This is a genomic window from Actinomycetospora sp. (genome assembly GCF_036497245.1).
Classification (GTDB): Bacteria; Actinomycetota; Actinomycetes; order Mycobacteriales; family Pseudonocardiaceae; genus Actinomycetospora.
Genome location: NZ_DASXJS010000189.1, coordinates 15,526 through 40,494, shown reverse-complemented (window position 1 = coordinate 40,494; position 24,969 = coordinate 15,526). Strand labels below are relative to the sequence as shown.

The 24,969-nt window shown below is 74.0% G+C and carries 21 protein-coding genes; 13 read left to right on the top strand and 8 right to left on the bottom strand.

What is annotated here, in order from left to right; all coding sequences use genetic code 11:
- On the top strand, positions 1-1,462 hold a 1,462-nt coding region (gene groL / locus VGI02_RS19900), incomplete at its 5' end, for a chaperonin GroEL (RefSeq protein WP_331630045.1).
- A 77-nt stretch (positions 1,463-1,539) separates the two neighbouring features.
- Here the strand turns inward: groL and VGI02_RS19895 are convergent.
- Positions 1,540-1,833: a WhiB family transcriptional regulator gene (locus VGI02_RS19895; protein ID WP_331630044.1), complete on the bottom strand. Its 294-nt coding sequence runs from the start codon at positions 1,831-1,833 to the stop codon at positions 1,540-1,542.
- 611 nt (positions 1,834-2,444) lie between these two features.
- On the opposite strand from VGI02_RS19895, the gene VGI02_RS19890 reads away from it, so the two are divergent.
- The 3 genes from VGI02_RS19890 (at position 2,445) to VGI02_RS19880 (ending at position 4,858) form a co-directional block, all read left to right on the top strand.
- Positions 2,445-3,041 carry a response regulator transcription factor gene (locus VGI02_RS19890; protein ID WP_169186839.1) on the top strand — a complete coding sequence of 199 codons (597 nt, stop codon included), beginning with the start codon at positions 2,445-2,447 and terminating at the stop codon, positions 3,039-3,041.
- A gap of 347 nt (positions 3,042-3,388) precedes the next feature.
- Complete coding sequence (locus VGI02_RS19885; protein ID WP_331630053.1) at positions 3,389-3,967, top strand: sigma-70 family RNA polymerase sigma factor; 579 nt, start codon at positions 3,389-3,391, stop codon at positions 3,965-3,967.
- Positions 3,968-4,858, top strand: a complete 891-nt coding sequence (locus VGI02_RS19880) for an anti-sigma-D factor RsdA (RefSeq protein WP_331630042.1) — start codon at positions 3,968-3,970, stop codon at positions 4,856-4,858.
- 99 nt (positions 4,859-4,957) lie between these two features.
- Here VGI02_RS19880 and VGI02_RS19875 read toward each other — a convergent pair whose 3' ends face one another.
- The gene (locus tag VGI02_RS19875) at positions 4,958-5,344 is read right to left on the bottom strand and encodes a DUF5319 domain-containing protein (RefSeq protein WP_331630040.1); all 387 of its coding nucleotides are present in this window, start codon (positions 5,342-5,344) and stop codon (positions 4,958-4,960) included.
- Between the two features lie 137 nt (positions 5,345-5,481).
- Here VGI02_RS19875 and guaB point away from each other — a divergent pair, with 137 nt between their 5' ends.
- The 3 genes from guaB (at position 5,482) to VGI02_RS19860 (ending at position 9,302) form a co-directional block, all read left to right on the top strand.
- Positions 5,482-6,987, top strand: a complete 1,506-nt coding sequence (gene guaB / locus VGI02_RS19870) for an IMP dehydrogenase (RefSeq protein WP_331630038.1) — start codon at positions 5,482-5,484, stop codon at positions 6,985-6,987.
- Positions 6,988-7,007: 20 nt separating this feature from the next.
- Complete coding sequence (locus VGI02_RS19865) at positions 7,008-8,174, top strand: GuaB3 family IMP dehydrogenase-related protein (protein WP_331630036.1); 1,167 nt, start codon at positions 7,008-7,010, stop codon at positions 8,172-8,174.
- A 315-nt stretch (positions 8,175-8,489) separates the two neighbouring features.
- On the top strand, positions 8,490-9,302 hold the full coding sequence (locus VGI02_RS19860; protein ID WP_331630034.1) for a GAF and ANTAR domain-containing protein: 813 nt from the start codon (positions 8,490-8,492) through the stop codon (positions 9,300-9,302).
- Positions 9,303-9,389: 87 nt separating this feature from the next.
- On the opposite strand, the gene VGI02_RS19855 is transcribed toward VGI02_RS19860, so the two are convergent.
- The 5 genes from VGI02_RS19855 to VGI02_RS19835 are packed head-to-tail and all read right to left on the bottom strand — an operon-like array spanning position 9,390 to position 13,453.
- Positions 9,390-9,701 carry an HPr family phosphocarrier protein gene (locus tag VGI02_RS19855; RefSeq protein ID WP_414638323.1) on the bottom strand — a complete coding sequence of 104 codons (312 nt, stop codon included), beginning with the start codon at positions 9,699-9,701 and terminating at the stop codon, positions 9,390-9,392.
- Positions 9,698-11,221 carry a PTS fructose transporter subunit IIC gene (locus VGI02_RS19850; RefSeq protein ID WP_331630032.1) on the bottom strand — a complete coding sequence of 508 codons (1,524 nt, stop codon included), beginning with the start codon at positions 11,219-11,221 and terminating at the stop codon, positions 9,698-9,700. The genes VGI02_RS19855 and VGI02_RS19850 overlap by 4 nt, the downstream gene beginning before the upstream one ends.
- Positions 11,218-11,670, bottom strand: coding sequence for a PTS sugar transporter subunit IIA (locus VGI02_RS19845; protein WP_331630030.1), 453 nt, complete (start codon positions 11,668-11,670; stop codon positions 11,218-11,220). The genes VGI02_RS19850 and VGI02_RS19845 overlap by 4 nt, the downstream gene beginning before the upstream one ends.
- Positions 11,667-12,635, bottom strand: a complete 969-nt coding sequence (locus VGI02_RS19840) for a 1-phosphofructokinase family hexose kinase (RefSeq protein ID WP_414638324.1) — start codon at positions 12,633-12,635, stop codon at positions 11,667-11,669. The genes VGI02_RS19845 and VGI02_RS19840 overlap by 4 nt, the downstream gene beginning before the upstream one ends.
- 47 nt (positions 12,636-12,682) lie before the next feature.
- Positions 12,683-13,453: a DeoR/GlpR family DNA-binding transcription regulator gene (locus tag VGI02_RS19835; protein WP_331630026.1), complete on the bottom strand. Its 771-nt coding sequence runs from the start codon at positions 13,451-13,453 to the stop codon at positions 12,683-12,685.
- A 137-nt stretch (positions 13,454-13,590) separates the two neighbouring features.
- Here VGI02_RS19835 and VGI02_RS19830 point away from each other — a divergent pair, with 137 nt between their 5' ends.
- Complete coding sequence (locus VGI02_RS19830; protein WP_331630025.1) at positions 13,591-15,288, top strand: putative PEP-binding protein; 1,698 nt, start codon at positions 13,591-13,593, stop codon at positions 15,286-15,288.
- Positions 15,289-15,344: 56 nt separating this feature from the next.
- Here the strand turns inward: VGI02_RS19830 and VGI02_RS19825 are convergent, their stop codons facing one another.
- Positions 15,345-15,998, bottom strand: coding sequence for a maleylpyruvate isomerase family mycothiol-dependent enzyme (locus VGI02_RS19825; protein ID WP_331630023.1), 654 nt, complete (start codon positions 15,996-15,998; stop codon positions 15,345-15,347).
- Positions 15,999-16,048: 50 nt separating this feature from the next.
- Here VGI02_RS19825 and guaA point away from each other — a divergent pair, with 50 nt between their 5' ends.
- From guaA to VGI02_RS19800, 5 genes are all read left to right on the top strand, one after another.
- Complete coding sequence (gene guaA, locus VGI02_RS19820; protein ID WP_331630022.1) at positions 16,049-17,608, top strand: glutamine-hydrolyzing GMP synthase; 1,560 nt, start codon at positions 16,049-16,051, stop codon at positions 17,606-17,608.
- A 90-nt stretch (positions 17,609-17,698) separates the two neighbouring features.
- Positions 17,699-20,482, top strand: coding sequence for an ATP-binding protein (locus VGI02_RS19815; RefSeq protein ID WP_331630020.1), 2,784 nt, complete (start codon positions 17,699-17,701; stop codon positions 20,480-20,482).
- Positions 20,483-20,715: 233 nt separating this feature from the next.
- A complete protein-coding gene (locus VGI02_RS19810; RefSeq protein ID WP_331630018.1) occupies positions 20,716-20,895 on the top strand; it encodes a hypothetical protein in 180 nt (59 codons plus the stop codon).
- Positions 20,892-21,608 (top strand): hypothetical protein, encoded by a 717-nt coding sequence (locus VGI02_RS19805; protein ID WP_331630016.1) that lies wholly within the window; start codon positions 20,892-20,894, stop codon positions 21,606-21,608. Before VGI02_RS19810 ends, VGI02_RS19805 begins: the two co-directional genes overlap by 4 nt.
- An 11-nt stretch (positions 21,609-21,619) precedes the next feature.
- Positions 21,620-24,922 (top strand): bifunctional cytochrome P450/NADPH--P450 reductase, encoded by a 3,303-nt coding sequence (locus tag VGI02_RS19800; protein WP_331630014.1) that lies wholly within the window; start codon positions 21,620-21,622, stop codon positions 24,920-24,922.
- The last annotated feature ends 47 nt before the right edge of the window (positions 24,923-24,969 follow it).

Below are 24,969 nucleotides of genomic sequence, written 5' to 3'. Positions count from 1 at the left end.
GCGCGAGATCGACCTCGAGGACCCCTTCGAGAACCTCGGCGTGCAGCTGGCCAAGACCGCCGCGACCAAGACCAACGACGTCGCCGGTGACGGCACCACGACGGCGACCGTGCTGGCCCAGGCCCTCGTGGCCGAGGGGCTGCGCAACCTCGCCGCCGGCGCGAACCCGACCGCCCTCGGCGCGGGCATGGCGGCCGCGGCCGAGAAGATCACCGCGGTGCTGCGCGAGCACGCCACCCCGGTCGACGGCAAGAAGGGCATCTCCTCGGTCGGCGCGGTCGCCTCGCGCGACCAGACGATCGGTGACCTCATCGGCGAGGCCATGGAGCGCGTCGGCGAGGACGGTGTCATCACCATCGAGGAGTCCTCGACCCTCGCCACCGAGCTCGAGATCACCGAGGGCCTGCAGTTCGACAAGGGCTACCTCTCGCCGTACTTCGCCACCGACAACGAGTCGATGGAGGCGGTGCTCGAGGACGCGCACGTCCTGCTGCACCGCGACAAGATCAGCTCGATCCAGGACCTCCTCCCGCTGCTGGAGAAGGTCGTGGAGTCCGGCAAGCCGCTGCTGGTCGTCGCCGAGGACCTCGAGGGCGAGGCGCTCTCGACCGTCGTCGTCAACGCCATCCGCAAGACCCTGAAGATCTGCGCGGTCAAGGCGCCGTTCTTCGGGGACCGGCGCAAGGCGTTCCTGGACGACCTCGCCGCGGCCACCGGCGCCACGGTGATCAACCCCGAGGTCGGGCTGAAGCTGTCCGAGGCGGGCCTCGACGTGCTGGGCACCGTCCGGCGCGCGGTGGTCACCAAGGACGCGACGACGCTGGTCGAGGGCGGTGGGGACAAGGTGGCCGTCGAGGCCCGCGTCACCCAGATCCGCCACGAGATCGCCGACTCCGACTCCGACTGGGACAAGGAGAAGCTCTCGGAGCGCCTCGCGAAGCTCGCGGGCGGTGTCGCGGTGATCCAGGTCGGCGCGGCCACCGAGACCGAGCTCAAGGAGCGCAAGCACCGCATCGAGGACGCGGTCGCCGCCACCCGGGCCGCGGTCGAGGAGGGCATCGTGCCGGGCGGGGGTGCGGCGCTGCTGCACGCCTCGGCCGCGCTCGCCGACGGCCTCGGCCGCACCGGCGACGAGGCCACCGGTGTCGCGCTGGTCCGCCGCGCGCTCTCGGCGCCGCTCAAGGCGATCGCCTCGAACGCCGGGCTCGAGGGCTCCGTCGTGGCCGCGAAGGTCGCCGACGGGGGCTGGGGCGTCGGCTACGACGCCGCGAGCGAGAAGTACGGGGACCTCATGGCCGCCGGGATCATCGACCCGGTGAAGGTCACGCGGTCGGCGCTGGAGAACGCGGTCTCGATCGCGCGCATGGTGCTCACCACCGAGAGCGCGATCGTGGACAAGCCCGAGGAGGAGCCCGCCGCGGCTGCCGGTGGCCACGGCCACGGGCACGGCCACGGGCACTGATTCCTGGTCGACCGACGCGAAGGGCCCGGCCGGTTCGGCCGGGCCCTTCCGCGTCGGTCGTCGGCGCCGTGAGTGCGTCAGCCCACGGCGATGCCGCGGTGCCGGGACCGGGAGCCGGTCCGCTCCGACTCCGAGAGACCGCCCCAGATGCCGTAGGGCTCGCCGGCCGCGAGGGCGTGCGTGCGGCACGGCTCCATGACGGGGCAGCTCTCGCACACGGCCTTCGCTCGGCGCTCGCGGCTGGCCCGGGCCGGGCCCCGCTCGCCGTCGGGGTGGAAGAAGAACGTGCTGTCCATGCCGCGGCACGCCGCGTGGAGTTGCCAGTCCCAGACATCGGCGTTGGGGCCGGGGAGTCGACGGACGTCGGCCATCTCGACCACCTCCTCGTCCTGACGGTGGTGGGCCGCGGGGACCGCGGGCGTGGATCCTCGACGTCGTTCCCACCACGAGCTCGGGCCCGGCCGGCCAGTCACCGTCCGTGCCCGCGGCCGCGCGGAGGGCGACCGTGGGCCGACCCTATGACCGGCGCGGCAGGCGGTACAAGATGGATCGGATGTGACCCGTCCCCCTGGGTAGGCCGCCGACCGGTCGTTCGTCCGGACGCGGGATGGCCAGCATCCTCGTGCGGGAACACCGATTCCGGACGGTGACGGGACTTGCCGAAACGACCACCATCCGTGATCATGCCCCGAAGCACTGCGTGGCCGGTGGTCCGTGTGGGTGGCGGAAATCCGGTCCGCGGTGAAGGGTCGACCGTGACCGGTCGGCCCCGGAGCCGTTGTCGAGGAGGGGACCGGGCGTGACCGTCGCAGCGAGACGTTCTGACGGTCACCCCGGGAGACGGGACGAGGGAGCAGTCATGGCGCGGGTCGCGGATCCGGCACGGGAAAACCACGGATCGGACTCAAGGTCTCCGGGAGTCGCGCCGATGACCAGTAGTGCCCGCCAACCGTCTGCAGGAGCGCTGCAGGGAGGAGCTTCCGTGACGACGGTCCTGATCTGCGACGACCGCCGCAGTGTGCGTGAAGGACTGACCCGCGTGATGTCGGCCGTCCCCGGAGTCCACCGCATCGACTGCGTCGCCCATGGCGACGAACTGCTCACCCGCTTCTCCCGTCAGAGCGTCGACGTCGTCCTCGTGGGGACGCAGCGCGCCGTGCCGACCGGGGTCGAGGCGACCCGTCGGCTCGTCGCCGCGCACCCCCAGGCCAACGTCATCGTCTTCGGCGCGCCCGACGACTCCGGCAGCATCGCGGCCGCGATCGCCGGCGGAGCCCGGGGCTACCTGCGCTGGGACGCGTCGCGGCCGGAACTGGTCGCCGCTCTCGCGCACACCCTCGCCAGCACCTCGGTGCCCGCGCCGCGGACGCCCTCCGACTCGGGCGTCCAGCTCACCGAGCGCGAGCTCCAGGTGCTGCGGGGCATGGCCCAGGGCAAGAGCAACGGCCAGATCGGCCGGGAGCTCTACCTGTCCGAGGACACCGTCAAGACCCACGCCCGGCGGCTGTTCCGCAAGCTGGGCGTGCGCGATCGGGCGCAGGCCGTGGCTCACGGCTTCCGCCGCGGCCTGGTCTCCTGACCGCCCGGCCCCGCCCGGTGCGTGTACAGCCGCTCCGGGTGGCGCGGCCGTCCGCCCCCGGGTCGACCCCGCCGTACGGGGCCTCCGACCCCGCCCGTCCCGAGCCGGGGGGCACCCCTCCCCCGGACGATCTGCCCACCCCGGCGATCGGAACACCGCGTGCCGTCCATCGGGCCGCGGACCGCTGGCGTGTGCCGGATCGGGCAAACCCGTCTGGCGGACATGGCGCGAGCCATCCGCCTGAGCGGTACGGTGACCCCTCCGTACCACCCACTGCGGTGGCACCACGGACCGAGGTGGACCTGCGAGTCACACCTCCGCGCGTAACGCCGGGGCCACGGGGAGCGATGACCGAGTCAGGGAACGACCTCGAGAGGCTGGTGGCCGCCGCCAACAACGGCGACCGCTCGGCTCTCAACCGTGTTCTCGCGATCATCCGTCCGCTCGTCGTGCGCTACTGCCGCGCGAGGATCGGCCGGCAGGAACGGTCGTCGGTCTCGGCCGATGACGTGGCCCAGGAGGTGTGCCTCGCCGTGCTGACCGCGCTGCCCGGCTACCGCGACCAGGGCCGTCCGTTCCTCGCCTTCGTCTACGGGATCGCGGCGCACAAGGTGGTCGACGCCCATCGCTCGGTGGCGCGGAACCGATCCGAACCCGTCTCCGAGCTGCCCGAGGAACTCGACCCGCACGACGGGCCGGAGCAGCGCGCGATGAACGGTGCGCTGTCCGTCCAGATGGGTCAACTGCTCGACACACTGCCACCCAAACAGCGGGAAATCCTCGTGTTGCGTGTCGTCGTCGGGCTCTCGGCGGAGGAGACCGCGGAAGCGGTCGAGTCCACACCCGGAGCGGTACGGGTGGCACAGCACCGCGCATTGTCCAAGCTGCGGACCGCCGTGTCCGCGATCTCGGAAGAGGTGAGTTAGGTGGGTGGTCACCGCGCTTTCGGTGCTGGTGACGATCTCGTCGACGGGCCGGTGGACCTCGCCGCGGTCCGCGCCGACGACGCCCTGCTCGATGCCATCGCCGGCGGGGCGGTCTCCGGTGGCCTCGGTGGGAGCGGAGACGTCTTCGGGCGTCCGGGGCAGGACGACGATGATCTCGCCACCATCCTCGCCGCGTGGAAGGCCGATATCGAGGCCGACCCGATGCCGGAGCTGGTGAACCTCGACGAGGCGTCCGAGGCCGTGGAGGCCGGACACGCCGCGCGGGACCGCCGGGCCGGCCGCGCCCGCAGGCGGATGCCGTTCGCCGTGGCCGCCGCGGCCATCGCCGTGGCGCTCTCGGGCCTCACGGTGGCGGTGCACTCGGCGGAGCCGGGCGACGCGATGTTCGGGCTGACCAAGGTGCTCTTCTCCGAGCACGCCGACAACGCGCAGAAGGCCCAGGAGGCCCGCGCGACGATCGACCAGGCCAACACCGCGATCCGCAACGGCGACCCGGCGACGGCGAAGTCGCTGCTCCAGAGCGCGGCGGGCCAGATACAGGCCGCCCAGCCGGACGACCAGCCTGCGCTGCAGCAGCAGCGGGAGGACGCGCTCAAGTCGCTCGAGCCCAAGGCCCCGACCGAGCCGTCGTCCGCCACGGAGGACCCGAGCAGCGGGAGCCGGGGGACGTCGCAGTCGAGCAGCAACGGCGGCGATTCGGACAAGCCGTCGAAGCCGAAGCCCCAGGCTCCGGTCGAGTCGAGCCCCAGCCCGGAGAAGCCGAGCCCGGCTCCGGACGACACGACGACGAAGGGCACCCCGCCCGACGGGCCGAGCCCGAAGAGCGCTCCGGACACGACGACGACGACGCCGGTGCCGCCCTCCAACTAGGCACGCACGACGACGGGCCCGGTTCCCCCTCGGGGGAGCCGGGCCCGTCGTCGTCAGAGCGGTGTCGTCAGCGCGGCGTCTTCGGCGCGCTGTCGCCGGTCACTGCTCGGCGAGCGTCGCGTCCGCGAAGCCGCGGCAGTACTCCCACGTCACGTAGGCGGCCGGGTCCGGGTCGAACGGGGGCTCGTGGGGGCGCATGTGGCCCTCCTCGAGCAGCTGCTGGAGGCTCGCGCGCAGCAGGTCCCAGTCGTGGAAGTGCTGCTCCTCGCAGTCCTCGCACTCCACGACGACGCCCCGGATACCGCGCGGGGCGAGCAGGGCCTGGAACACCGCGAGGTCCCCGAGGTCGGCGACGACCTCGTCGCGCTCCTCGTCGTCCAGCGGCAGGTCCTCCGGTGCCGCGACGTCGTGGAGCGCGTCGAGCATCCGAGAGGGGTCCGACGGGTCACCCGCGAACGGGTCCGGCGGCAGGGCTTCGTACGGCACGTCCCCGAACCTACCGGTTGCGGGCCCCCGACCCGGCGGGTGCCCGAGCGGGTGGGCGGGCGATGGACGTGCGGAGATCGACACGGCTGCCCGGCTGCGACGGGGATCACCATGCGGGCACGGCTAGCATCGGGGGCATGGTGCTGACGGACCCCGGCGTACCGGAGAAGTACGGGCTGCTCGGCCTGACGTTCGACGACGTCCTGCTGTTGCCCGCCGAATCGGATGTCGTGCCGTCCGAGGCGGACACGTCGGCCCGCCTCTCGAAGAACGTCTCGTTGCGGATTCCCCTGGTCAGCTCGGCGATGGACACCGTCACCGAGGCCCGGATGGCGATCGCGATGGCCCGCCACGGGGGCATGGGCGTGCTCCACCGCAACCTGCCCGCGGAACAGCAGGCCGCGCAGGCGGAGGTCGTCAAACGGTCCGAGGCCGGCATGGTCACCGACCCGGTGACGTGCTCGCCCGAGGACACCCTCGCCGACGTCGACGCCCTCTGCGCCCGCTTCCGGATCTCGGGGCTCCCGGTCACCGATCCCGAGGGCCGGTTGGTGGGCATCATCACGAATCGCGACATGCGCTTCGAGGTCGACCACACCCGCCAGGTGCGCGAGGTGATGACGTCCTCGGACCTGGTCACCGCCCAGGTCGGTGTCACCGCCGAGGCCGCGCTGGGCCTGCTGCGACGCCGCAAGGTGGAGAAGCTCCCCCTCGTCGACGGCGCGGGCGTGCTGCGCGGGCTCATCACGGTCAAGGACTTCGTCAAGACCGAGCAGTACCCGATGGCCACCAAGGACCCCGACGGCCGGCTGCTCTGCGGCGCCGCGGTCGGCGTCGGGGACGACGCGTGGACCCGCGCGATGTCGCTCGTCGACGCCGGGGTGGACGTGCTCGTCGTCGACACCGCCCACGGCCACTCCCGCGCGGTGACCGCGATGGTCGCCAAGCTCAAGCAGGAGCTGGGCGAGCGGGTGGACGTCGTCGGCGGCAACGTCGCCACGCGGGCGGGGGCGCAGGCCCTCGTCGACGCGGGTGCCGACGGGATCAAGGTCGGCGTCGGGCCCGGCTCGATCTGCACCACCCGCATCATCGCCGGGGTCGGCGTCCCCCAGATCACGGCGATCGCCGAGGCCGTCTCGGTCGCGACCCCCGCGGGGGTCCCGGTGATCGGGGACGGCGGCCTGCAGTCCTCCGGGGACATCGCGAAGGCGATCGCGGCGGGGGCGTCGACGGTCATGCTCGGGTCGCTGCTCGCGGGAACGGCCGAGACGCCGGGCGAGCTGGTGCTCGTCGACGGCAAGCAGTTCAAGACCTACCGCGGGATGGGCTCGCTGGGCGCGATGCAGACCCGCGGAGCGCAGGGGTCCTACTCGAAGGACCGCTACTTCCAGGACGACGTGCTCTCCGACGACAAGCTGGTCCCCGAGGGTGTCGAGGGGCGCGTACCCTTCCGGGGCCCGCTCGCGCAGGTCACCCACCAGCTGGTCGGCGGCCTGCGGGCGGCCATGGGGTACACCGGTTCCCGGTCGACGGCCGAGCTGCAGTCCGCGCACATGGTGCGGATCACCGCGGCGGGCCTCGCCGAGAGCCACCCCCACCACGTGACGATGACGGCGGTCGCCCCGAACTACGGCGGGCGCTGACCGGGGGCAGAAAGGGCACCATGCGCGAGCAGGTCGAGATCGGCCGGGGCCGCAGCGCCCAACGCAGCTACACCTTCGACGATCTCGACATCGTCCCGTCGCGGCGGACGCGGTCGTCGTCGGCGGTGTCGACCGCGTGGCAGCTCGACGCCTACCGCTTCGACCTGCCGCTGCTGACCCACCCGACCGACGCGGTGGTCTCCCCCGCCACGGCGGTGGCGGTGGGCGAGCTCGGTGGGCTCGGGGTGCTCAACGCCGAGGGGCTGTGGGCGCGGCACGCCGAGCCGGACAAGGCGCTGGTCGAGGTCGCCCAGCGGGCGGCGGAGGACCCGATGGGCGCGCTCGGCGACCTCCAGCGCCTCCACGCCGCCCCGCTGCGCACCGACCTGCTCACCGAGGCGCTCGAGCGGGTGCGCGGTGCCGGCGTCACGCTCGCCGCGCGTGTCAGCCCGCAGCACGCACGGGAGCTCACCCCGACGCTCCTGTCGGCGGGCGTCGAGATCCTCGTGGTGCAGGGGACGATCATCTCGGCCGAGCACGTCGGCGGAGACGAAGCGGAGCGGAGCTCGACCATCGGGGCAGCCGACGAGGGTGAGGCCCCGCTCGACCTCGAGGACTTCATCGAGTCGCTGGACGTCCCCGTCGTCGCGGGCGGGGTCGGTGACTACCGGACGGCGATGCACCTCATGCGGACCGGCGCGGCCGGGGTGATCGTGGGCTACGGGCAGGCGGCCTCGACGTCGACCGACGCGGTCCTGGGTATCGGGGTGCCGATGGCGACGGCGCTGGTCGACGCGGCGGCCGCGCGCCGGGACTACCTCGACGAGACCGGCGGGCGCTACGTCCACGTCATCGCCGACGGCGGGATGGCGACCTCGGGCGACATGGCCAAGGCGATCGCCTGCGGCGCGGACGCGGTGATGCTCGGCGAGCAGCTCGCCGGCGCCGACGAGGCCCCCGGTGGCGGCTGGTACTGGACGTCCGCGGCCGCGCACCCGAACCTGCCCCGCTCCGCCGTCGTGCCGGTGCCCCAGCACGGGACCGATCTCGCGGCCGTGCTGCGCGGCCCGGCACCCCGGGCGGACGGGACCGTCAACCTGTTCGGGGCGCTGCGCCGGGCCATGGCGAAGACCGGCTACTCCGACCTCAAGGAGTTCCAGCGGGTTGGGCTGTCCGTGCGTCGGTAGCTACACCGCGCCGAACTGCGCGGGACGCCATTGGCAAGCATCAGCGTCGCCGCGAGGTGGCGCAGGTCGTGCAGGCGCACCCGCGGCGCGGCGCTCTCCGCGGCGAGCGACCTCAGCTGGATCGCCCAGGCCACCGATGACGTCGCACCCGGCGACGACTACGCGGCGAAAGCTGGGAGTGAAACGGGTCGTCTCGGTGAGCTGCCCGGGCCGGTCGTACACGCCGGCCCGGTACCGGGAGCAGGTTTTCAACCTGGTGCTGGGCGGGTATTCCACTTCGGCCCCGCGGCCCCTGGACCCAGGGTTTCGGGCAAGGTGAAAGACGACGAGCAGCTCGCGCTGCCCGTGTGCCTGCCTCGAAGCGGAGAGATACCGATGAGCAACGGCCGCGAACTTCAGATCATCGACACCTTCCTGTCGGTCACCGACACCTTGGTGCGTGAGTTCGACGCGCTGGACATGTTGACCATGCTCGCGGAGCGCAGCGTCGAGCTGCTCGGCGTCACTGCGGCCGGCGTGATCCTGACCGACGGCAACGGTGATGGGCTCTCGGTGGCCGCCGCCTCGTCCGAGCGCGCTCGGCTGCTCGAGCTCTTCGCGGTGGCTATAGACGCCGGCCCGTGCGTGGACTGCCTGCACAGTGGCGAGGCTGTCGTCAGCGAAGACCTCCGGAGCGAGACCGCCCGCCTGCGGTGGCCCCGATTCGCCGCCGGCGCGGAGGAGGCCGAGTTTCAGGCTGCGCACGCCCTGCCGATGCGCCACCGCAACCAGGTAATCGGCGTACTCACCCTGTTGGCCACCGAGCCGCATACCCTCGACGAGCCCGACGTCCGCTTGGGTCAGGCGCTCGCCGACGCCGCGACGATCGGGCTGCTGCACGAGCGCGCGGTGCGTCAGGCCGAGACCGTCGCCGAACAACTCCAGGGCGCCTTGACCAGCCGCGTCATCATCGAACAGGCCAAAGGCATGATCGCCAATCAGGCCGACACCAGCCCTGATGAGGCGTTCAGCGTCCTGCGCGCCCACGCCCGCAGCCACGGGCTGCGGTTGACCGAGCTCGCCCGCAGCGTCGTCGAGGGCAGCGTCGACCTCACCAGTACCACCAGCGTGCTGCCGTCCGCCCTGTAGCCGGCAGGGTCGCGATCGAGCCACTATCGGCTCGATACGCCCGCTGCTCACCGTAAGGTGGCCGCGGCGCAATTATCGGGTGGGTGGCTAGGCATCCAGGTCGGTGGCCAGCAGCTCGGCCAGGGCGTCCACCGAGGCCTGGGCCCCCGCGGTGTCCGGGTCCGCGGAGAGCGTGACCTGCTGCCCGCCCCGCACACCGAGCCCGAGCACGGAGAGCATGCTGCGGGCGTCGGCGCTGTCGCCCTCCGCGGTGGCCAGCGTGACCCCGGCCGGCTGCGCGGCGGCCGCCTTGCAGAACACCGCGGCCGGCCGGGCGTGCAGGCCGATCTGGGTCGCGACGACGACGGTGCGCTCGATCATGGCGCCTTCCTGGGTGCTGGTGTCCAACGTGGTGCTCATGCGGTGGCTCCTGCGGTCTCGCGCTCGGTGGCGGATGCGGTGGCAGAGATGTCGGCGGGCGCGGCCGGGGTGGCCGGGCGACGGCGGGCGAAGGTCTTCAGCGCGACGACCAGCGCCGTCGCCACGAGCGTCCCGGCGACGACCGCGACCAGGAAGCCCAGTGGGTTGCCCATCAGCGGCACCACGAAGACGCCGCCGTGCGGGGCGCGCAGGGTCGCGCCGAGGGTCATCGAGAGGGCCCCGGTCACCGCGCCCCCGACCATGATCGAGGGGATGACCCGGAACGGGTCGGCGGCGGCGAACGGGATGGCGCCCTCGGAGATGAAGGACGCGCCGAGCAGCCACGCGGCCCGGCCGTTCTCCCGTTCGACGTCGGAGAACAGGGACTTCCGGACGACGGTGGCCAGCGCCATCGCCAACGGCGGGACCATGCCTGCGGCCATCACGGCGGCCATGATCGTCAGCGCGCCGCCCGATCCGGTCGAGAGGCCCGCGACGGCGAAGGTGTAGGCCGCCTTGTTCACCGGGCCGCCCATGTCGAAGCACATCATCAGGCCGAGCAGCAGGCCCAGGAGCACGGCGTTGGTGCCCGAGAGGCCGTTGAGCCAGTTCGTCAGGCCCTCGGTGATCGCGGCGATCGGGCGGCCGACGACGACGTACATCAGCAGGCCGACGGCGGCCGTCGAGAGCAGCGGGATGACGAGCACCGGCATGATCCCGGCGAGCGCGCGGGGCACCCTCCAGGTCCTCATCCACATGACCAGGCCACCGGCGACGAAGCCCGCGACCAGACCGCCGAGGAACCCGGCGTGGGTGGTCACCGCGATCGCGCCGCCGACGAAGCCGGGCACCAGCGCGGGCCGGTCGGCCATGGCGTACGCGATGTAGCCGGCGAGCACCGGGACGAGGAAGTTGAACGCCGCCGTGCCGATGCCGAAGGCCAGGGCGCCCCAGGCGGTGACCGAGCCGGCGTCGAAGCCGCCCGAGAGCATCTGCTCGTAGAGCGGCGAGTCGTCGGGCAGGTTGATCTGGTAGCCGGCGAGGGCGAAGCCGAGGGCGATCAGCAGCCCGCCCGCGGCGACGAACGGGATGACGTGGCTGACGCCGGTCATCAACCAGGCGCGGACCTTCGACGCGGCACCGGGGCCGGCCGGGGCCTTCGCGCCGGTCGGGACCGCGGCGGGGGCCGAACCGGCCGGGGGCCTCGCGGACGCCGCCGCAGCCAGTTCTTCGGCCTGGGCGACGAGCAGGTCCCCGCCGCTGATGGCCTTCTTGACGCCGACCGAGACCAGCGGCAGGTGCGCGAAGCGCCCCTTGTCCCGGACCTCGACGTCGGCCGCGAAGATCGCGACGTCGGCCTCCGCGAGCTGCTCGGCGGTCAGCGGGGTCGAGCCGGCCGACCCCTGGGTTTCGACGGCGATGGTGTGCCCGGACTCCTCGGCCGCGGCCTCGAGGGCCTCGGCGGCCATGTAGGTGTGGGCGATGCCCGTGGGGCACGCGGTCACGGCGACGATCTTCATCCCGAGACCTCCTTCGCGATGAAGTCGGCCGCGGCGGCCGGGTCGGTCGTGGAACGGAGCTCGCCGGTGAAGGACTTCCGGACCAGGCGCCGGGCGAGCGCGGCCAGCACGGTCATGTGGTCGGACCCGCCGCCGGAGGGCGCGGCGATGAGGAACACCAGGTCGGCCGGGTTGCCGTCGTCGGCCCCGAAGTCGACGCCGCCGCTGCTGCGGCCGAAGCCCAGGGTGGGCTCGGTGACCGCGGCGGAGCGGCAGTGCGGGATGCCGATGCCCCCGTCGAGGCCCGTCGGCATCTGGGCCTCCCGGGCCTCGACGTCGGCGAGGAACTGCTCCAGGTCGGTGACGCGCCCGGCTTTCACGAGGCGCTCGGCGAGCGATCGGACGACCTCCCGCCTCCCGCCGGCCGGCAGCTGCAGGTCGACGAGGTCCTCCGTGATCAGTGCGCTCATGCTGCCTCTCCGGTGAGGTCGAGGGTGGCGTCCGGGGCGGAGGCCGGACGGACGTGCGAGAGGTCGACGTCGGCGGGGCCGGGCACCGCGGTGCCCGGCAGGCCGACCGCGGCTGCGCCACAGGCCACCGCGTGGACCAGGGCGTCGGGCGGTTTGACGTCGCCCGCCCGCCCCTCCGTGATCGCGATCAGGTAGCCGGCGAGGGTGGAGTCGCCCGCGCCGACGGTGCTGCGGACCGGTGTGGGCAGGCCGGCGGTGTGCCACGCGGCCCCGTCGTCGGCACCGTCCACGACGAGGGCGCCGGACGCGCCCATGCTGACCAGCACGGTGCCGATCCCGCCGGCGACGAGATCCCGGGCCGCGGCGAGGACGTCGGCGAGGCGGGGGAGCGGGTGGCCGACCAGCTCGGCGAGCTCGGCGACGTTCGGCTTGATCAGATCCGGGCCCGCCGCGACGGCGGCACGCAGGGCGTCGCCCGAGGTGTCGACGGCGACCCGGGCACCCGCGGCACGCGCGGCCTCGACGATGCGACCGTGCAGGTCGACCGGGGCGCCGACGGGGACGCTGCCCGCCGTCACCACCCAGTCGGCCGGAGCGGCGTGGACGCGGACGGTGTCGACGAGGGCGTCGACCTGGGCCGCGGTGAGTGCCACGCCGGGCTCGTTGACCTTCGTCGTGACGCCGCCGGGCTCGACGAGCGCGGTGTTCACCCGGGTCGTGCCGTCGGCGGGGGTGGACACCGGCTGGACACCCGCGCGCCGCAGCAGGGTGGCCAGTTCGCCCGCGCCGCCGGGCATGATCGCCAGCGTCGGGCGGCCGAACCGGGCGAGGACCCGGGAGACGTTGACGCCCTTGCCGCCCGGGTCCACCCGGTGTGCGGTCGCCCGCAGCACGGCGCCGGGGATCAGTTCGGGGATCTCGACGGTGCGGTCGAGGCTCGGGTTGGGCGTGACCGTGACGATGATCCTGGTCGGTGAGCCGGTCATCTTCCCCGTCGCTCCGCTCGCCCCGGTCACGCGATCACCAGTTCCGGTCCGGCGGCGCGGAGCTCGTCGGCCGCCTCGGGGTGGGTCTCGAGCAGGTCGCCGTCGGTCACGAGGGTCTCGATGTCGGCGAGGGTGGCGAAGCGGGAGAACGAGTCGGTGCCGTACTTGCTGGAGTCGGCGACGACGATGCGCCGTGCGGCGGCGGCCACCATCGCGCCCTTGACCGCGGACTCGGCGACGTCCGGCGTGGTCAGCCCGCGCGCCACGGAGAAGCCGTTGGTGCCGAGCACCGCCACGTCGCAGTTGAGGCTCTCGAGGGTCTTCAGCGCCCAGCGGTCGACCGCCGACATCGTCGTGCCGCGGACCCGGCCGCCGATGAGGTGCACGGTCACCCGCGAGCGGGAGGCCAGCGCCGTCGCGATCGGCAGGGAGTTGGTGACGACGGTGAGCTCGACGTCGTCGGGCAGGAGCGTCGCGACCCGCGCGGTCGTCGTGCCCGCGTCGAGCAGGATCGTCGCGGCCGAGCCCAGCTCGGAGACCGCGGCCTTGGCGATGCGGTCCTTCTCGTCGGGGTGCGTGATCTCGCGGACCCCGACGGCGGGCTCGATCTCGAGGCGGTCGGTCGCGATGGCGCCGCCGTGCACCCGGTGCAGCAGGCCCTGGCGCTCCAGGGCGGTGAGGTCGCGCCGGATGGTCTCGGTCGTGACGCCGAGCTCGGCGGCGACCTGCGTGACCTCCAGGCGTCCGAGCTCCCGCGCCCGGCGGACCAGGACCTGGTGGCGCTCCGCGGCGTACATGCCCGATCACCTCCGTTCTTCGCTCGGCCTGTGTGGTTCTAGTTGGAAGTTTGTGGGATTACCTGTGGACTGTCAACGGGTCGTCGTCGTACGTTCGGCACGGCACCAGACACACGGACGTGAGGGAGCGCTCCCGAATGACGAGCACCGAGACGCGAACGGCGGCCGTGCCCCTTGCCGGGACGCCGGCGAGCGCAGGCGCGGCCGTCGGCCCGGTCGTGCGTGTGCCCGAGCCGTGGGGCGAGCCGCCCGCGGGCCCGGCCGTCCCGGAGGACCGCCGCGAGCCGGAGGCGGCGCGCATCGCTCCGGCCGGCGCGGCCGTGTCGACGCGGATGATGGACACGGCGGGCACGCCGGGCCTGGCCGAGGAGGTCTCCGATGTCCTCTACGCCACCGCGATGATGGCCGAGGACCCCGCGCTGCTCGGGTCGGCCGCGGCACTGGTGCGCGAGCACGGAACACCGGCCCCGCGCGCGGTCCACGAGTCGGCGGCCCGCTTCGTCACCGCCCTGCAGGCGGCCGGGGGGTACCTCGCCGAGCGCGCGGGCGACGTCGCCGACATCCGTGACCGCATCGTCGCCGAACTGCTCGGCGTACCCGCCCCGGGCGTCCCGGCGCTCGACCGGCCGTCGGTCCTCGTCGCCCGCGACCTCGCCCCGGCCGACACCGCCACCCTCGACCCGGCGACGGCGCTCGCCCTCGTCACCGTCGAGGGCGGCCCGACCAGCCACACCGCGATCCTCGCCCGCTCACTGGGGATCCCGGCCGTCGTCGGGTGCCCCGGCGCCGCGACCCTCGCCGAGGGCGCTCTGGTGCGGGTCGACGGCGTCGCGGGCGAGGTCGTCGAGGTGCCGGCCGGGACCGCGATCGGCGCCGACACCTCCGCCGCAGGCCCGTCCGCGGTCGACGGCCCGGTGACGACGCGCGACGGACGCCGGATCGCGATCGTCGCCAACATCGCGGACGCGAAGGACGCCGAGAAGGCCGCGGGGCTGGGCGCGGAGGGCGTCGGCCTGCTGCGCACCGAGCTCACCTTCCTGTCCGCGGCGACCGAGCCGACCGAGGCCGACCAGCGCGCGGGCTACGCCGCCACGATGGCGCCGCTGCGCGGGAAGCCGATCACGGTGCGGACCCTCGACGCGGGCGCCGACAAGCCGGTGCCCTTCCTCGCCACCGCGCCCGAGGTGAACCCCGCGCTCGGGGTGCGCGGGCAGCGGCTGTTCGACGAGGTCGGGGCCCCGGCCGACCGGGTGGGCGTCCTGGACCGCCAGCTCGCGGCCGTGGTCGGGGGCGCCGCCGACGCCGGTGTCGAGCTCAGGGTGATGGCCCCGATGATCTCGACGGCCGACGAGGCCGCCCGGTTCGTGGCCCGGGCGCGGTCCGCGGGCGCCCGGCAGGTCGGCGTCATGATCGAGGTGCCCGCCGCCGTGCTCAACGCGCCGGAACTGCTCGCCGAGGTCGACTTCGTCTCGGTGGGCACCAACGACCTCACCCAGTACGTCTTCGCCGCCGACCGTCAGTCCGGGCCGCTCGCGGGGTTCAACGACCCGTGGCAGCCCGCCGTCCTCCGTCTGCTCGACCAGCTGTGCCGGGCGGCCTCGGTCACCGGGACCCCGGTGGGGGTCTGCGGGGAGGCGGCCGCGGATCCGGCCCTGGCGGTCGTCCTGGTGGGGCTCGGGGTGACGTCGCTGTCGGCGGCCGCGTCGGCCCTGCCCCCGGTGGCGGCACGGGTGGCCTCGGTCGACCTGGCGACGGCGCAGCGTGCGGCGGGGGCCGCGCTCGCCTCACGGGACGTCGCATCGGCGCGGGCGGCGGTGCGGGACGCGCTCGGGTGATCACCGGGCACTCAGAGGGCTCCGGAGCTGGTCCGACCCGGATGAGTACCCGGTGATCATGCTGCGGCCGCGGCGCACCGGGACCGCAGCGTCGCCACCCCCGGCCCGGAGAGGTCGTCGCAGAACACCGCGCGGCCGGCCATCGCCATGACCAGCGCGAGGGTCGGGCCGGTGACGAGCGGGTCGTCCTCGGATCCGGCGGCGAACGGCCCGTCGTCGGCCACCAGCCGCAGCGCGGCCGCGTTCGTCCGACTGCGCACGGTCGAGTTCTGCCTCGCGAAGAATGCCGCGAGCGGGGTCAGGGTCGACGTCGGGGACGCATGGGCGAGGCCCAGCGGGCGACGGACGTCCGCGCCGTGCACGACGATCTCGCCGAGCCACATCTCGACCGGCCCGGGCGGGCAGGTCGTGCTCCCGACGACCGACCGGAAGCGAGCCAGGGTCTCCCCGGGCGTCCTGCCCCGGTGCTCGGCGAGGCGGCGGGCGTTGTGGCGATCGAAGTTCCCGCGAGCACCGAGGACGCTGCGCAACCACCGCAGCGGGCCGATGCTCGCGCCGGCCACCAGGTGGGCGACGGTCTCCTCGATCGTCCAGTCGGTGCACAGCGAGGGTCGGGCCCAGTCGGCGTCGGGGAGGTCGGACAGGTCGGCGACGAGGGCGGCGCGTTCCGCGTGGATCAGCGGCCAGGTACCTGCGGTCACGGTGCTCATGCTGGTGGGACCGGCGTCGGGCGCGGAAGTCATCGGCCACAATGGAGTGCGTGACCAGCAGTGGTGAGCACCCCGTCCTCGTCGTCGACTACGGCGCCCAGTACGCCCAGCTCATCGCCCGTCGCGTCCGCGAGGCGGCCGTCTACTCCGAGGTCGTGCCGCACACGATGGCGGTCGAGGACATGCTCGCCAAGGACCCGGCCGCGATCGTGCTCTCCGGCGGCCCCGCGTCGGTGTACGCCGACGGGGCCCCGAGCATCGATCCGGCGCTGTTCGAGACCGGCGTGCCGGTGTTCGGCATCTGCTACGGGTTCCAGCTCATGGCCTCGGCGCTCGGCGGTACCGTCGCGCACACCGGGGACCGGGAGTACGGCCGGACCGACCTGCACGTCACCGACCCGGGCCGGCTGCACGGCGACCTGCCCGAGGAGCACCCGGTGTGGATGAGCCACGGCGACGGGGTCACGGTCGCGCCCGAGGGGTTCACGACGACGGCGTCGTCGCGGGGGGCGCCGGTGGCGGCCTTCGAGTGCGTCGACCGGCGGCTCGCGGGGGTGCAGTACCACCCCGAGGTCGGGCACTCGCCGCACGGCCAGTTGGTGCTCGAGCGGTTCCTGCGCGACGTCGCGGGCATCACCGCCGACTGGACGCCCGCGAACATCGTCGCCGAGACGGTCGAGGCGATCCGCGCGCAGGTCGGCCCCGCGGGTCGCGCGATCTGCGGGCTCTCCGGCGGTGTCGACTCGGCGGTGGCCGCGGCGCTCGTCCAGCAGGCGATCGGTGACCGACTGACCTGCGTCTTCGTCGACCACGGGCTGCTGCGCGAGGGAGAGCGCGGCCAGGTGGAGCGGGACTTCGTCGCCGCGACCGGGGTCGATCTGGTGACCGTCGACGCCGCCGAGGTGTTCCTGCGCGAGCTCGCCGACGTCGTCGACCCCGAGGAGAAGCGCAAGATCATCGGCCGGGAGTTCATCCGGTCCTTCGAGGGGGCCGCGCGGGATCTGGCCGAGGGCGAGGGTGTCGACTTCCTCGTCCAGGGCACGCTCTATCCCGACGTCGTCGAGTCCGGCGGGGGCTCGGGCGCGGCGAACATCAAGTCCCACCACAACGTGGGCGGGCTGCCCGACGACCTGCAGTTCTCGCTCGTCGAGCCGCTGCGCTCGCTGTTCAAGGACGAGGTCCGCGCCGTCGGGACCGAGCTCGGCCTGCCGGAGACGATCGTCGCCCGGCAGCCCTTCCCCGGCCCGGGCCTCGCGATCCGCATCATCGGTGCGGTCGACGCGGACCGGCTCGCGACCCTGCGCCGCGCCGACGCCATCGCCCGCGAGGAGCTCTCGGTCGCAGGCCTCGACCGCACGATCTGGCAGTGCCCGGTGGTGCTGCTCGCCGACGTGCGCTCGGTCGGGGTGCAGGGCGACGGGCGCACGTACGGCCACCCCGTGGTCCTGCGGCCGGTGTCGAGCGAGGACGCGATGACCGCCGACTGGACCCGCGTCCCCTACGAGACCCTCGAGCGCATCTCCACCCGCATCACCAACGAGTGCGCCGAGATCAACCGCGTCGTGCTCGACGTGACCAGCAAGCCGCCGGGCACGATCGAGTGGGAGTGACGGCGGGGGCCTGACTCGTCTGTGTAGCCGTCCGGGTACTGCCCGGGGTGGTGCTGGACACACCCCCGTGCGCCGGTGTCCGCTTCATCCGTGGACGGACACGAGGCAGCACCGCCGCGGCGACCGTTCGTCGGCCGGCGCGCCGAACTGGAGGCCGTCGACGAGGCCGTCGCCGCCGCCCGGCGGGGTGAGCCGGGCATCGTCTGGATCGCCGGCGCCGCGGGCATGGGCAAGTCGGCGCTGCTCGCGAGCGCGATCGGTCGTGCGATCGGGACGACGCTGATCACCGCGACCGGCGACGAGGCCGAGGCCGCCCTGCCCTACGGGATCGTCGACCAGCTCGCCGCCGCGCTGCCCGCCGACCTGCTCGCGGAGCACCCCCTCGCCGGGCCCGGCCGGGCTCCGGGGGCGGACCCGATGGTCGTGGGGGCGGATCTGCTCGCCGCCCTGGGCGCGGTCGGCGAGCAGCCGCTGCTCGTGGTCGTCGACGACGTGCAATGGGCCGATGACCTCTCGGTGCGCACGCTGGTCTTCGTCCTGCGGCGGCTGCGCCACGACCGCGTCGTCGTCCTGCTCGGGGCACGCACCCCCGACCCCGGCCTGCTCGACGGCGAGCCGGCGGTCGACCCGCGCTGGGTGCGGCTGCTCGACTCGTCGCCGGGAGCGCGCCGGCTGCTGCTGGCGGGCCTCGCCCCGGCCGAGCTCTCCGAGCTCGCGGCGGCGATCGGCCGCCCGCTGGGTTCGACGGGTGCGGCGGACCGGCTCTGGTCCCACACCCGCGGCCACCCCTTGCACGCCCGCACCCTCCTCGAGGAGCTCGACCCCGGGGTCCTCGCCGCCACGACGACCGACGTGCTCCCCGCTCCCCGGTCCCTCGCGGCCGTCGTCCTCGTGCGGCTCTCCCGCGCGAGCGCCGAGGGTCAGGCCCTCGTCGTGGCGGCGTCGGTGCTCGGCGAGGCGTGCTCGCCTGCCGACGCGGCCGCCCTCGCGCAGGTCGCGGGACCGGGCGCGGTCGACCCGGCGGCGGCGCTCGACGAGGGCGTCCGGGTGGGCCTGCTCGCCGAGCGCGGGGACCGCCCGGTCACGACCATCGGGTTCGTCCACCCGCTGCTGCGCGCCGCGGTCTACGGGGACCAGTCCCCGGCCCGGCGGCGCGCCCTGCACCAGGCGGCCGCCGGGCTCGTGCGGGGCCGCGCCGCCCTGACCCACCGGATCGCTGCGGCCGTCGGGCCCGACGCCGAGCTGGCGCAGGACCTCGAACGCCTCGCCGCGGACGTCCCGGCCGGCACCTCCCCCCTCGACGTCGCCGACCTGCTGCGCGCCGCCGCAGGCATCTCCGTCGATCCCGACGACCGCGAGCGCCTGGTCTTCCGGGCCGTCGAGGTCCTGCTCGCCGTGGGCGAGACGGTCCGGGCGGGGGCGCTGGAGGAGGAACTCACCGTCGCGCGCCCGGGCCCGGTCCGGGACGGCCTCCTCGGCCGGCTGGCGCTGCTGCGCGGTCGGCCGGCGCTCGCCCGGCCCCTGCTCGACGCCGCCGCGACGAGCCCCGACCCCGGACCCCGCGCCATCGCGACCGCCGACCTCGCGCTGCTCACCGTGCTCGAGGGCCGTCCTGCGCAGGCCGTCGAGCTCGCGGGCGCCTGTTTCGCCGACCCGGACAGCGGCCCCATCGTGCGCCAGCCCGCGGGGTTCGCGCTGATCCTCGGGCTGGTCGCGCAGGGCCGTGGTGAGGACGCGCGTGCGGTCCTCGACGTCGCCGCCGGGCCGCCGGAGGCCCGGACCCCGCTCTACGCCGACACCCTCGTCGTCCGCGGGGTGCTCGCCGCGGCGGCCGACGACGACGCCGAGGCACAGCGGTCGCTCGGGGAGGCGCTGCGGCTCGCGCGCGCCGGGGAACCGGTGCGGACGGCGACGGTCGCCGCGGGCTACCTCGCGATGGTCCGGGACCGGACGGGGCAGGCCGACGGGCTCGAGGCCGTGGAGCTCGCCGTCGCCTCCGCGCGGGACGCCGGGCGGGGGTTCGCCGAACAGATGGTGCGTGGGTACGCCGCGCAGATGCACGCCCTGCGCGGGGATCTCGAGCGGGCGCGGGCCCACCTCGCGGTGATCACGGACAGCGGCTCGGCGTGGTGGGGCTCGACGATCGTGACCGCGTCGGCGGGCGCACTGACCGCCCTCGTCGAGGACGACCCGGCCGGCATGTTGCGTGCCCTCGCGCCGGTGCTCCACCCCGACGTGCTCGCGCTGTCCGACGCCGTGGGCGCGCTCTCTCCCCGGGTGCTGCACGTGGAGGCGCTCCTGCGGCTGGGCCGGGTCGAGGCGGCACGGGAGTCCCTGGACGCGCTCACCGAGCGGCTGGCCGCCCGCCCGCCGGGGCACGCTTCCGTCGACGCCGACCGCCTGCGCGGCCTGCTCGCCGAGGCCGACGACGACCCCGCAGGCGCGCGGGCGGCCTTCGAGGCGGGGCAGGCGGCGGCACGGGGGATGAGCGCCCCCCTCGCGCTGTCCCGGCTGGAGACCGAGCACGGTCGCCACCTCGTGGCCGCGGGTGAGCGCCGTACCGGGGTGGACCTGCTGCGGATGGCCCGCGATCGGCTGCGGGCGCTCGGCGCGACTCCGTTCCTCGCGCCGTGCGAGGAGCTGTTGCACGCCGCCGGGCTCACGCCGTCGCCGGAGGAAGACGCGCTGGGGCTGACACCGCACGAGGACGCCGTGGTCGCGCTGGTCGTGCGGGGTCTGACGAACCGGGAGGTCGCGCGGGAGCTCTTCGTCTCGCCCCGCACGGTCGCGTACCACCTCAGCAACGTCTACGCGAAGCTCGGCGTCACCTCCCGGGCGCAGTTGCGGGACCGGATGGTCGTGCCCACTCGATGAGTCCGCGGCGTGGGCCCGATCGACGAGGGGCACTGGGCGCACCTTCGGAGCCGCTGATTCCTGCGTGACGTGCCGTTGATCAACGGCGCAAGCGCGGCGTCGACGCTGCGCAGCACCCCGGTCACCGTTGGTCGACTGGAAACACGACTGGAAGGGCCGACCGGGTCGTCGCGCCCGTACTTCGTCGCACTCTTGTCACCACACGGTGACGATCGCGGGAGGTGGGCTCGTCCATGCGGGTCACGCTCGATCTGGTCCGGTTGGGGGACGGCCGCCTCGAGGGCACGGCCGCCACCGAGGCCGGGCCGGAACATCCGTTCTCGGGGACGCTCGAACTGCTGCGGGTCCTGGAGGACCTGCAGCCGGCGCCGCCGCGCCCGTCGTCGGACAGGCTCCCGCGGAGCCCGCGGTGAAGGCCGCGGCGCGGATCGCGGCCCTGTCGGGGTTCGTGTTCGTCGTCCTCTTCGTCGTCGCGCTGGTCCTGCTGCGCCGGGCCCCGCACCTCGACGACCCCGACGCGACCTACACCGCGTTCTACGCCCACGGCGGCGACACGCTGTTCGTCGCCCTCGGGCTCTACCTCGTACCGCTGGCCGGGATCGCGTTCCTCTGGCACATGACCGCGATCCGCACGATGCTCGACACGCTCACCCCGCGGCCCTCGGGCATGGCCCACGGGCTGAACCTGCTCGCGGGGACGATCTTCGTGACGATGCTGTTCGCGGGGACCGCCGCGATCGGGGCTGTCGCGTTCGCCGTCACCCGCGGCGGCCCGGCCTCGATCGACCCGGACACGGCCCGGGCCCTGACCGCCGTCGGTTACGGGTTGGTGTTCGTCTTCGCCGTCCGCGGTGCCGGGATGTTCGCGATCACGACGACGACATTGCTGCGCGCGGGCGGCGTCCTGAGCACGCCGTGGGCCGTCGTCGGCTGGCTGCTCGCCGCGTTCCTGCTGGTCAGCGTCTCGAACAACCCCGGGGCCCTGCTCGTCTTCCCGGTCTGGGTGCTGCTGATCGGGGTGGCGCTGCTGCTCCACCGCGCCCCGGAGCCGCACCCGGACCCGGACCCGGACCCCGACCCGGCACCCACCACCCCCGCCGTCCCGGCCCCCGCCGTCGAGCACTGAAGGAGCCTCTCGTGGCCTCATCGATCCCCGACCGTCCCGAGGGCGCCCGCCCGATCCCCGGCCCGAAGCCGTACCCGGTGATCGGCAACATGCTGGACATGCCGAGCGGCCGCATGATGCAGCGGCTCATGGAGCTGTCGACCGAGTACGGGACGATGCTCAAGCTGCAGGCCGCGGACGGCGCGCGGTACGTGGCCTCCGGGCTCGAGATGGTCGACGACCTCTGCGACGACTCGCGCTTCATCAAGTACGTCGGCGAGGGCCAGCGCGAGCTGCGCAAGAGCCAGGAGTCGGCGGGACTGTTCACCGCGGACTCGGACGACCCGCTCTGGAAGAGCGCCCACGAGATCCTGCTGCCGGCGTTCTCGCAGCGGGCGATCCGCGCGTACGTGCCGATGATGGTCGACATCGCCGATCAGCTGCTGCTCAAGTGGGACCGGCTGAACCCGGGCGAGTCCATCGACGTCACCGCGGACATGACCCGGCTGACCCTCGACACGATCGCGCTCTGCGGGTTCGGCTACCGGTTCAACTCGTTCTACCGCGACACCCAGCACCCGTTCGTCGAGGCGATGGTCGGCGCGCTCACCGAGAGCCAGGCGCGGATGCGCATCCCCCCGGCGGTGCAGCGGTTCCGGCGCGGCGCGGACCGCAAGCTCCTCGCCGACATGCGCTACATGCAGGACACGGTGCAGTCGATCCTCACCGATCGCCGCGCATCCGGCGACCCCGGCGAGGACCTGCTGGGGCACATGCTGGTCGGCAAGGACAAGGCCGGGAAGCCGCTGCCCGACCACAACATCATCTCGCAGTGCATCACGTTCCTCATCGCGGGCCACGAGACGACGAGCGGACTGCTCTCCTTCGCGATCTCGTACCTGCTCAAGGAACCGGAGGTGGTCGCGCGGGCGCAGGCCGAGGTGGACGAGGTCCTCGGCACGGACCTGTCGGTGGCCCCGACGGCGCAGCAGATCGGGAAGCTCGGCTACGTCACGCAGATCCTCGAGGAGACGCTGCGCCTCTGGCCGACGGCACCGGCGTTCACCCGCCAGCCGCTCGAGGACACGACGGTCGGCGGCTACGAGTTCCGGGCGGGCACCCCGATCATCGCGCTGTCGCTGATGCTCCATCGCGACAAGGGGATCTGGGGCGACGACGCCTGGGAGTTCAACCCGGAGCACTTCGCCCCCGAGGCCCGCGACGGCAGGCCCGCCAACGCCTACAAGCCGTTCGGCTCCGGGGTGCGGGCCTGCATCGGGCGCCAGTTCGCCCTGCAGGAGGCGATCCTCGTGCTGGCGATGGTGCTGCAGCGCTTCGAGTTGGTCGATTCCGCGGCCTATCAGCTCAAGATCAAGGAGAGCCTCACCCTCAAACCGGATGGCCTGACGATCCAGGTGCGCCCGCGCGCCGGGCGGACGACCGGCACCCGCGTCAGCAACGGTCCATTGCTGTCATCTGACGAGCGAGCGGGCACATCCACTCCGGCGAGTGCTGTCCCGACCCCTGACGTCGGGGACCGCCACGGCACCCCGCTGCTCGTGCTGTTCGGCTCCAACCTCGGGACCGCCGAGGACATCGCCACCCGGATCGCCCGCGACGGCACCGACCGCGGCTGGGCGACGACGGTCGCGGCGCTCGACGACCGCGTCGGTGCGGTCCGGATGGGCGAGGCGTCCCCGTCGCGCGCGGACCTGCCGACCGAGGGCGCCGTCGTCGTCGTGACCGCCTCCTACAACGGGATGCCGCCGGACAACGCCGAGGCCTTCTGTGGCTGGGCCCGCGGCCCGAAGGCGGACGCCTCCGGGGTCCGCTACACCGTGTTCGGGTGCGGCAACCGGGACTGGGCGTCGACCTACCAGGCGATCCCGACGATGCTCGACGCGCGGCTCGAGGCGGCGGGGGCGACCCGCGTGCACCCGCGTGGTGAGGGGGACGCCCGCGGCGACTTCGACGGCCAGTTCCAGTCCTGGTACGACGGCCTGTGGGACGCGCTGGGGACCGCGTGCGGGGTCTCGGCCTCGGACGCCGCCGCCGGCGTCGGCGGGCCGCGGCTGACCGTCGAGGCGGTGGAGAACCGTCGCTCCGCCAGCCCCGTCGTGCGGTCGTTCCGCGCGGTGCCCGCCACCGTCGTCGTGAACCGGGAGCTCACCGCGAAGGCCGGGACGCCCGGCGGGCGGTCGGTCCGCCACGTGGAGGTCGCGCTCCCCGCGGGGACGACCTACCAGGCGGGGGATCACCTGGGCGTGCTCCCGCGCAACGAGGTGTCGCTGCTGAACCGGGTGATCGCGCGGTTCCGGCTCGACGCGGGCCAGTACGTGACGCTGCGCGCGACCGGCGGCGCGCCGACGCACCTGCCCACCGGCGAGCCCTACCCGCTGCTGGGGATCCTCGCCGGTTGCGTCGAGCTGCAGGACGCGGCGACCCGCCCGCAGCTGTCCGCGCTGGCCGCGTCGATGCCGCCGGGCGCCGCCCGCGACGAGCTGGCCGGGCTGGCGACGACCGACGACGCCGCCCGTGCCCGCTACCGGGAGCGGATCGCCGCGCCGCGACGCACCTTCCTGGAGCTCTGCGAGTCCCACCCCGAGGCCACGCTGGACTTCGCCGGGTTCCTCGACCTGCTGCCCGCCCTGCGCCCGCGGTACTACTCGATCTCCTCGGCGCCCGCGGCGTCGGCGGACGCGTCGTTGACCGTCGGGGTGCTCGACGAGCCCGCCCGCCGCGGCGAGGGCCGCTACCGGGGCACCTGTTCCACCCACCTGGCCGCGGTGCCGGAGGGCGGGACCGTCTACGCGCTCGTCCGCGAGCCCTCGATCGCGTTCCGGCCCCCGGAGAACCCGCACCGGCCCATGATCATGGTCGGGGCGGGCACCGGGATGGCCCCGTTCCGCGGGTTCTGCCAGGAACGCGGGGCCCTCGCGGCGCGGGGGGTGCCGATCGCGGAGTCGCTGCTGGTGCTCGGCTGCCGCGACCCGGAGGACGACCTGCTCTACGCCGACGAGCTGGCCGGCTACGAGAAGGAGGGCGTGGCCCGGCTGCTCACCGCGTGCTCCCGAGTGCCGGGCTATCCGCACCGCTACGTGCAGCACGCCCTGGAGGCCGACGCCGACGCCGTCTGGGACCTGCTGGGGAACGACGCCGTCGTCTACGTCTGCGGCAACGCCGCGACCATGGCGCCCGGGGTGCGCGCCGCGCTGACCTCGGTGTTCCGGGCCAAGACGCTCGCGAGCGAGGCCGACGCCGAGGCCTGGTTCGCCGGGCTGCGGGCCAACGGGCGCTACCTCGAGGACATCTGGGGGGAGACCGCTGTCGTCTGAACCGAGCGGGTGCTCGCCGTCGAGCCGGACCCGGGACGCGTGGTGGT

Bases quoted from the DNA above. Each gene is read 5' to 3' on its own strand.
- VGI02_RS19895 (WP_331630044.1), bottom strand. From the start codon at position 1,833: ATGGCCGACGTCCGTCGACTCCCCGGCCCCAACGCCGATGTCTGGGAC.
- VGI02_RS19885 (WP_331630053.1), top strand. From the start codon at position 3,389: ATGACCGAGTCAGGGAACGACCTCGAGAGGCTGGTGGCCGCCGCCAAC.
- guaB (WP_331630038.1), top strand. From the start codon at position 5,482: ATGGTGCTGACGGACCCCGGCGTACCGGAGAAGTACGGGCTGCTCGGC.
- VGI02_RS19865 (WP_331630036.1), top strand. From the start codon at position 7,008: ATGCGCGAGCAGGTCGAGATCGGCCGGGGCCGCAGCGCCCAACGCAGC.
- VGI02_RS19855 (WP_414638323.1), bottom strand. From the start codon at position 9,701: ATGAGCACCACGTTGGACACCAGCACCCAGGAAGGCGCCATGATCGAG.
- VGI02_RS19850 (WP_331630032.1), bottom strand. From the start codon at position 11,221: ATGAAGATCGTCGCCGTGACCGCGTGCCCCACGGGCATCGCCCACACC.
- VGI02_RS19845 (WP_331630030.1), bottom strand. From the start codon at position 11,670: ATGAGCGCACTGATCACGGAGGACCTCGTCGACCTGCAGCTGCCGGCC.
- VGI02_RS19835 (WP_331630026.1), bottom strand. From the start codon at position 13,453: ATGTACGCCGCGGAGCGCCACCAGGTCCTGGTCCGCCGGGCGCGGGAG.
- VGI02_RS19830 (WP_331630025.1), top strand. From the start codon at position 13,591: ATGACGAGCACCGAGACGCGAACGGCGGCCGTGCCCCTTGCCGGGACG.
- VGI02_RS19825 (WP_331630023.1), bottom strand. From the start codon at position 15,998: ATGAGCACCGTGACCGCAGGTACCTGGCCGCTGATCCACGCGGAACGC.
- VGI02_RS19810 (WP_331630018.1), top strand. From the start codon at position 20,716: ATGCGGGTCACGCTCGATCTGGTCCGGTTGGGGGACGGCCGCCTCGAG.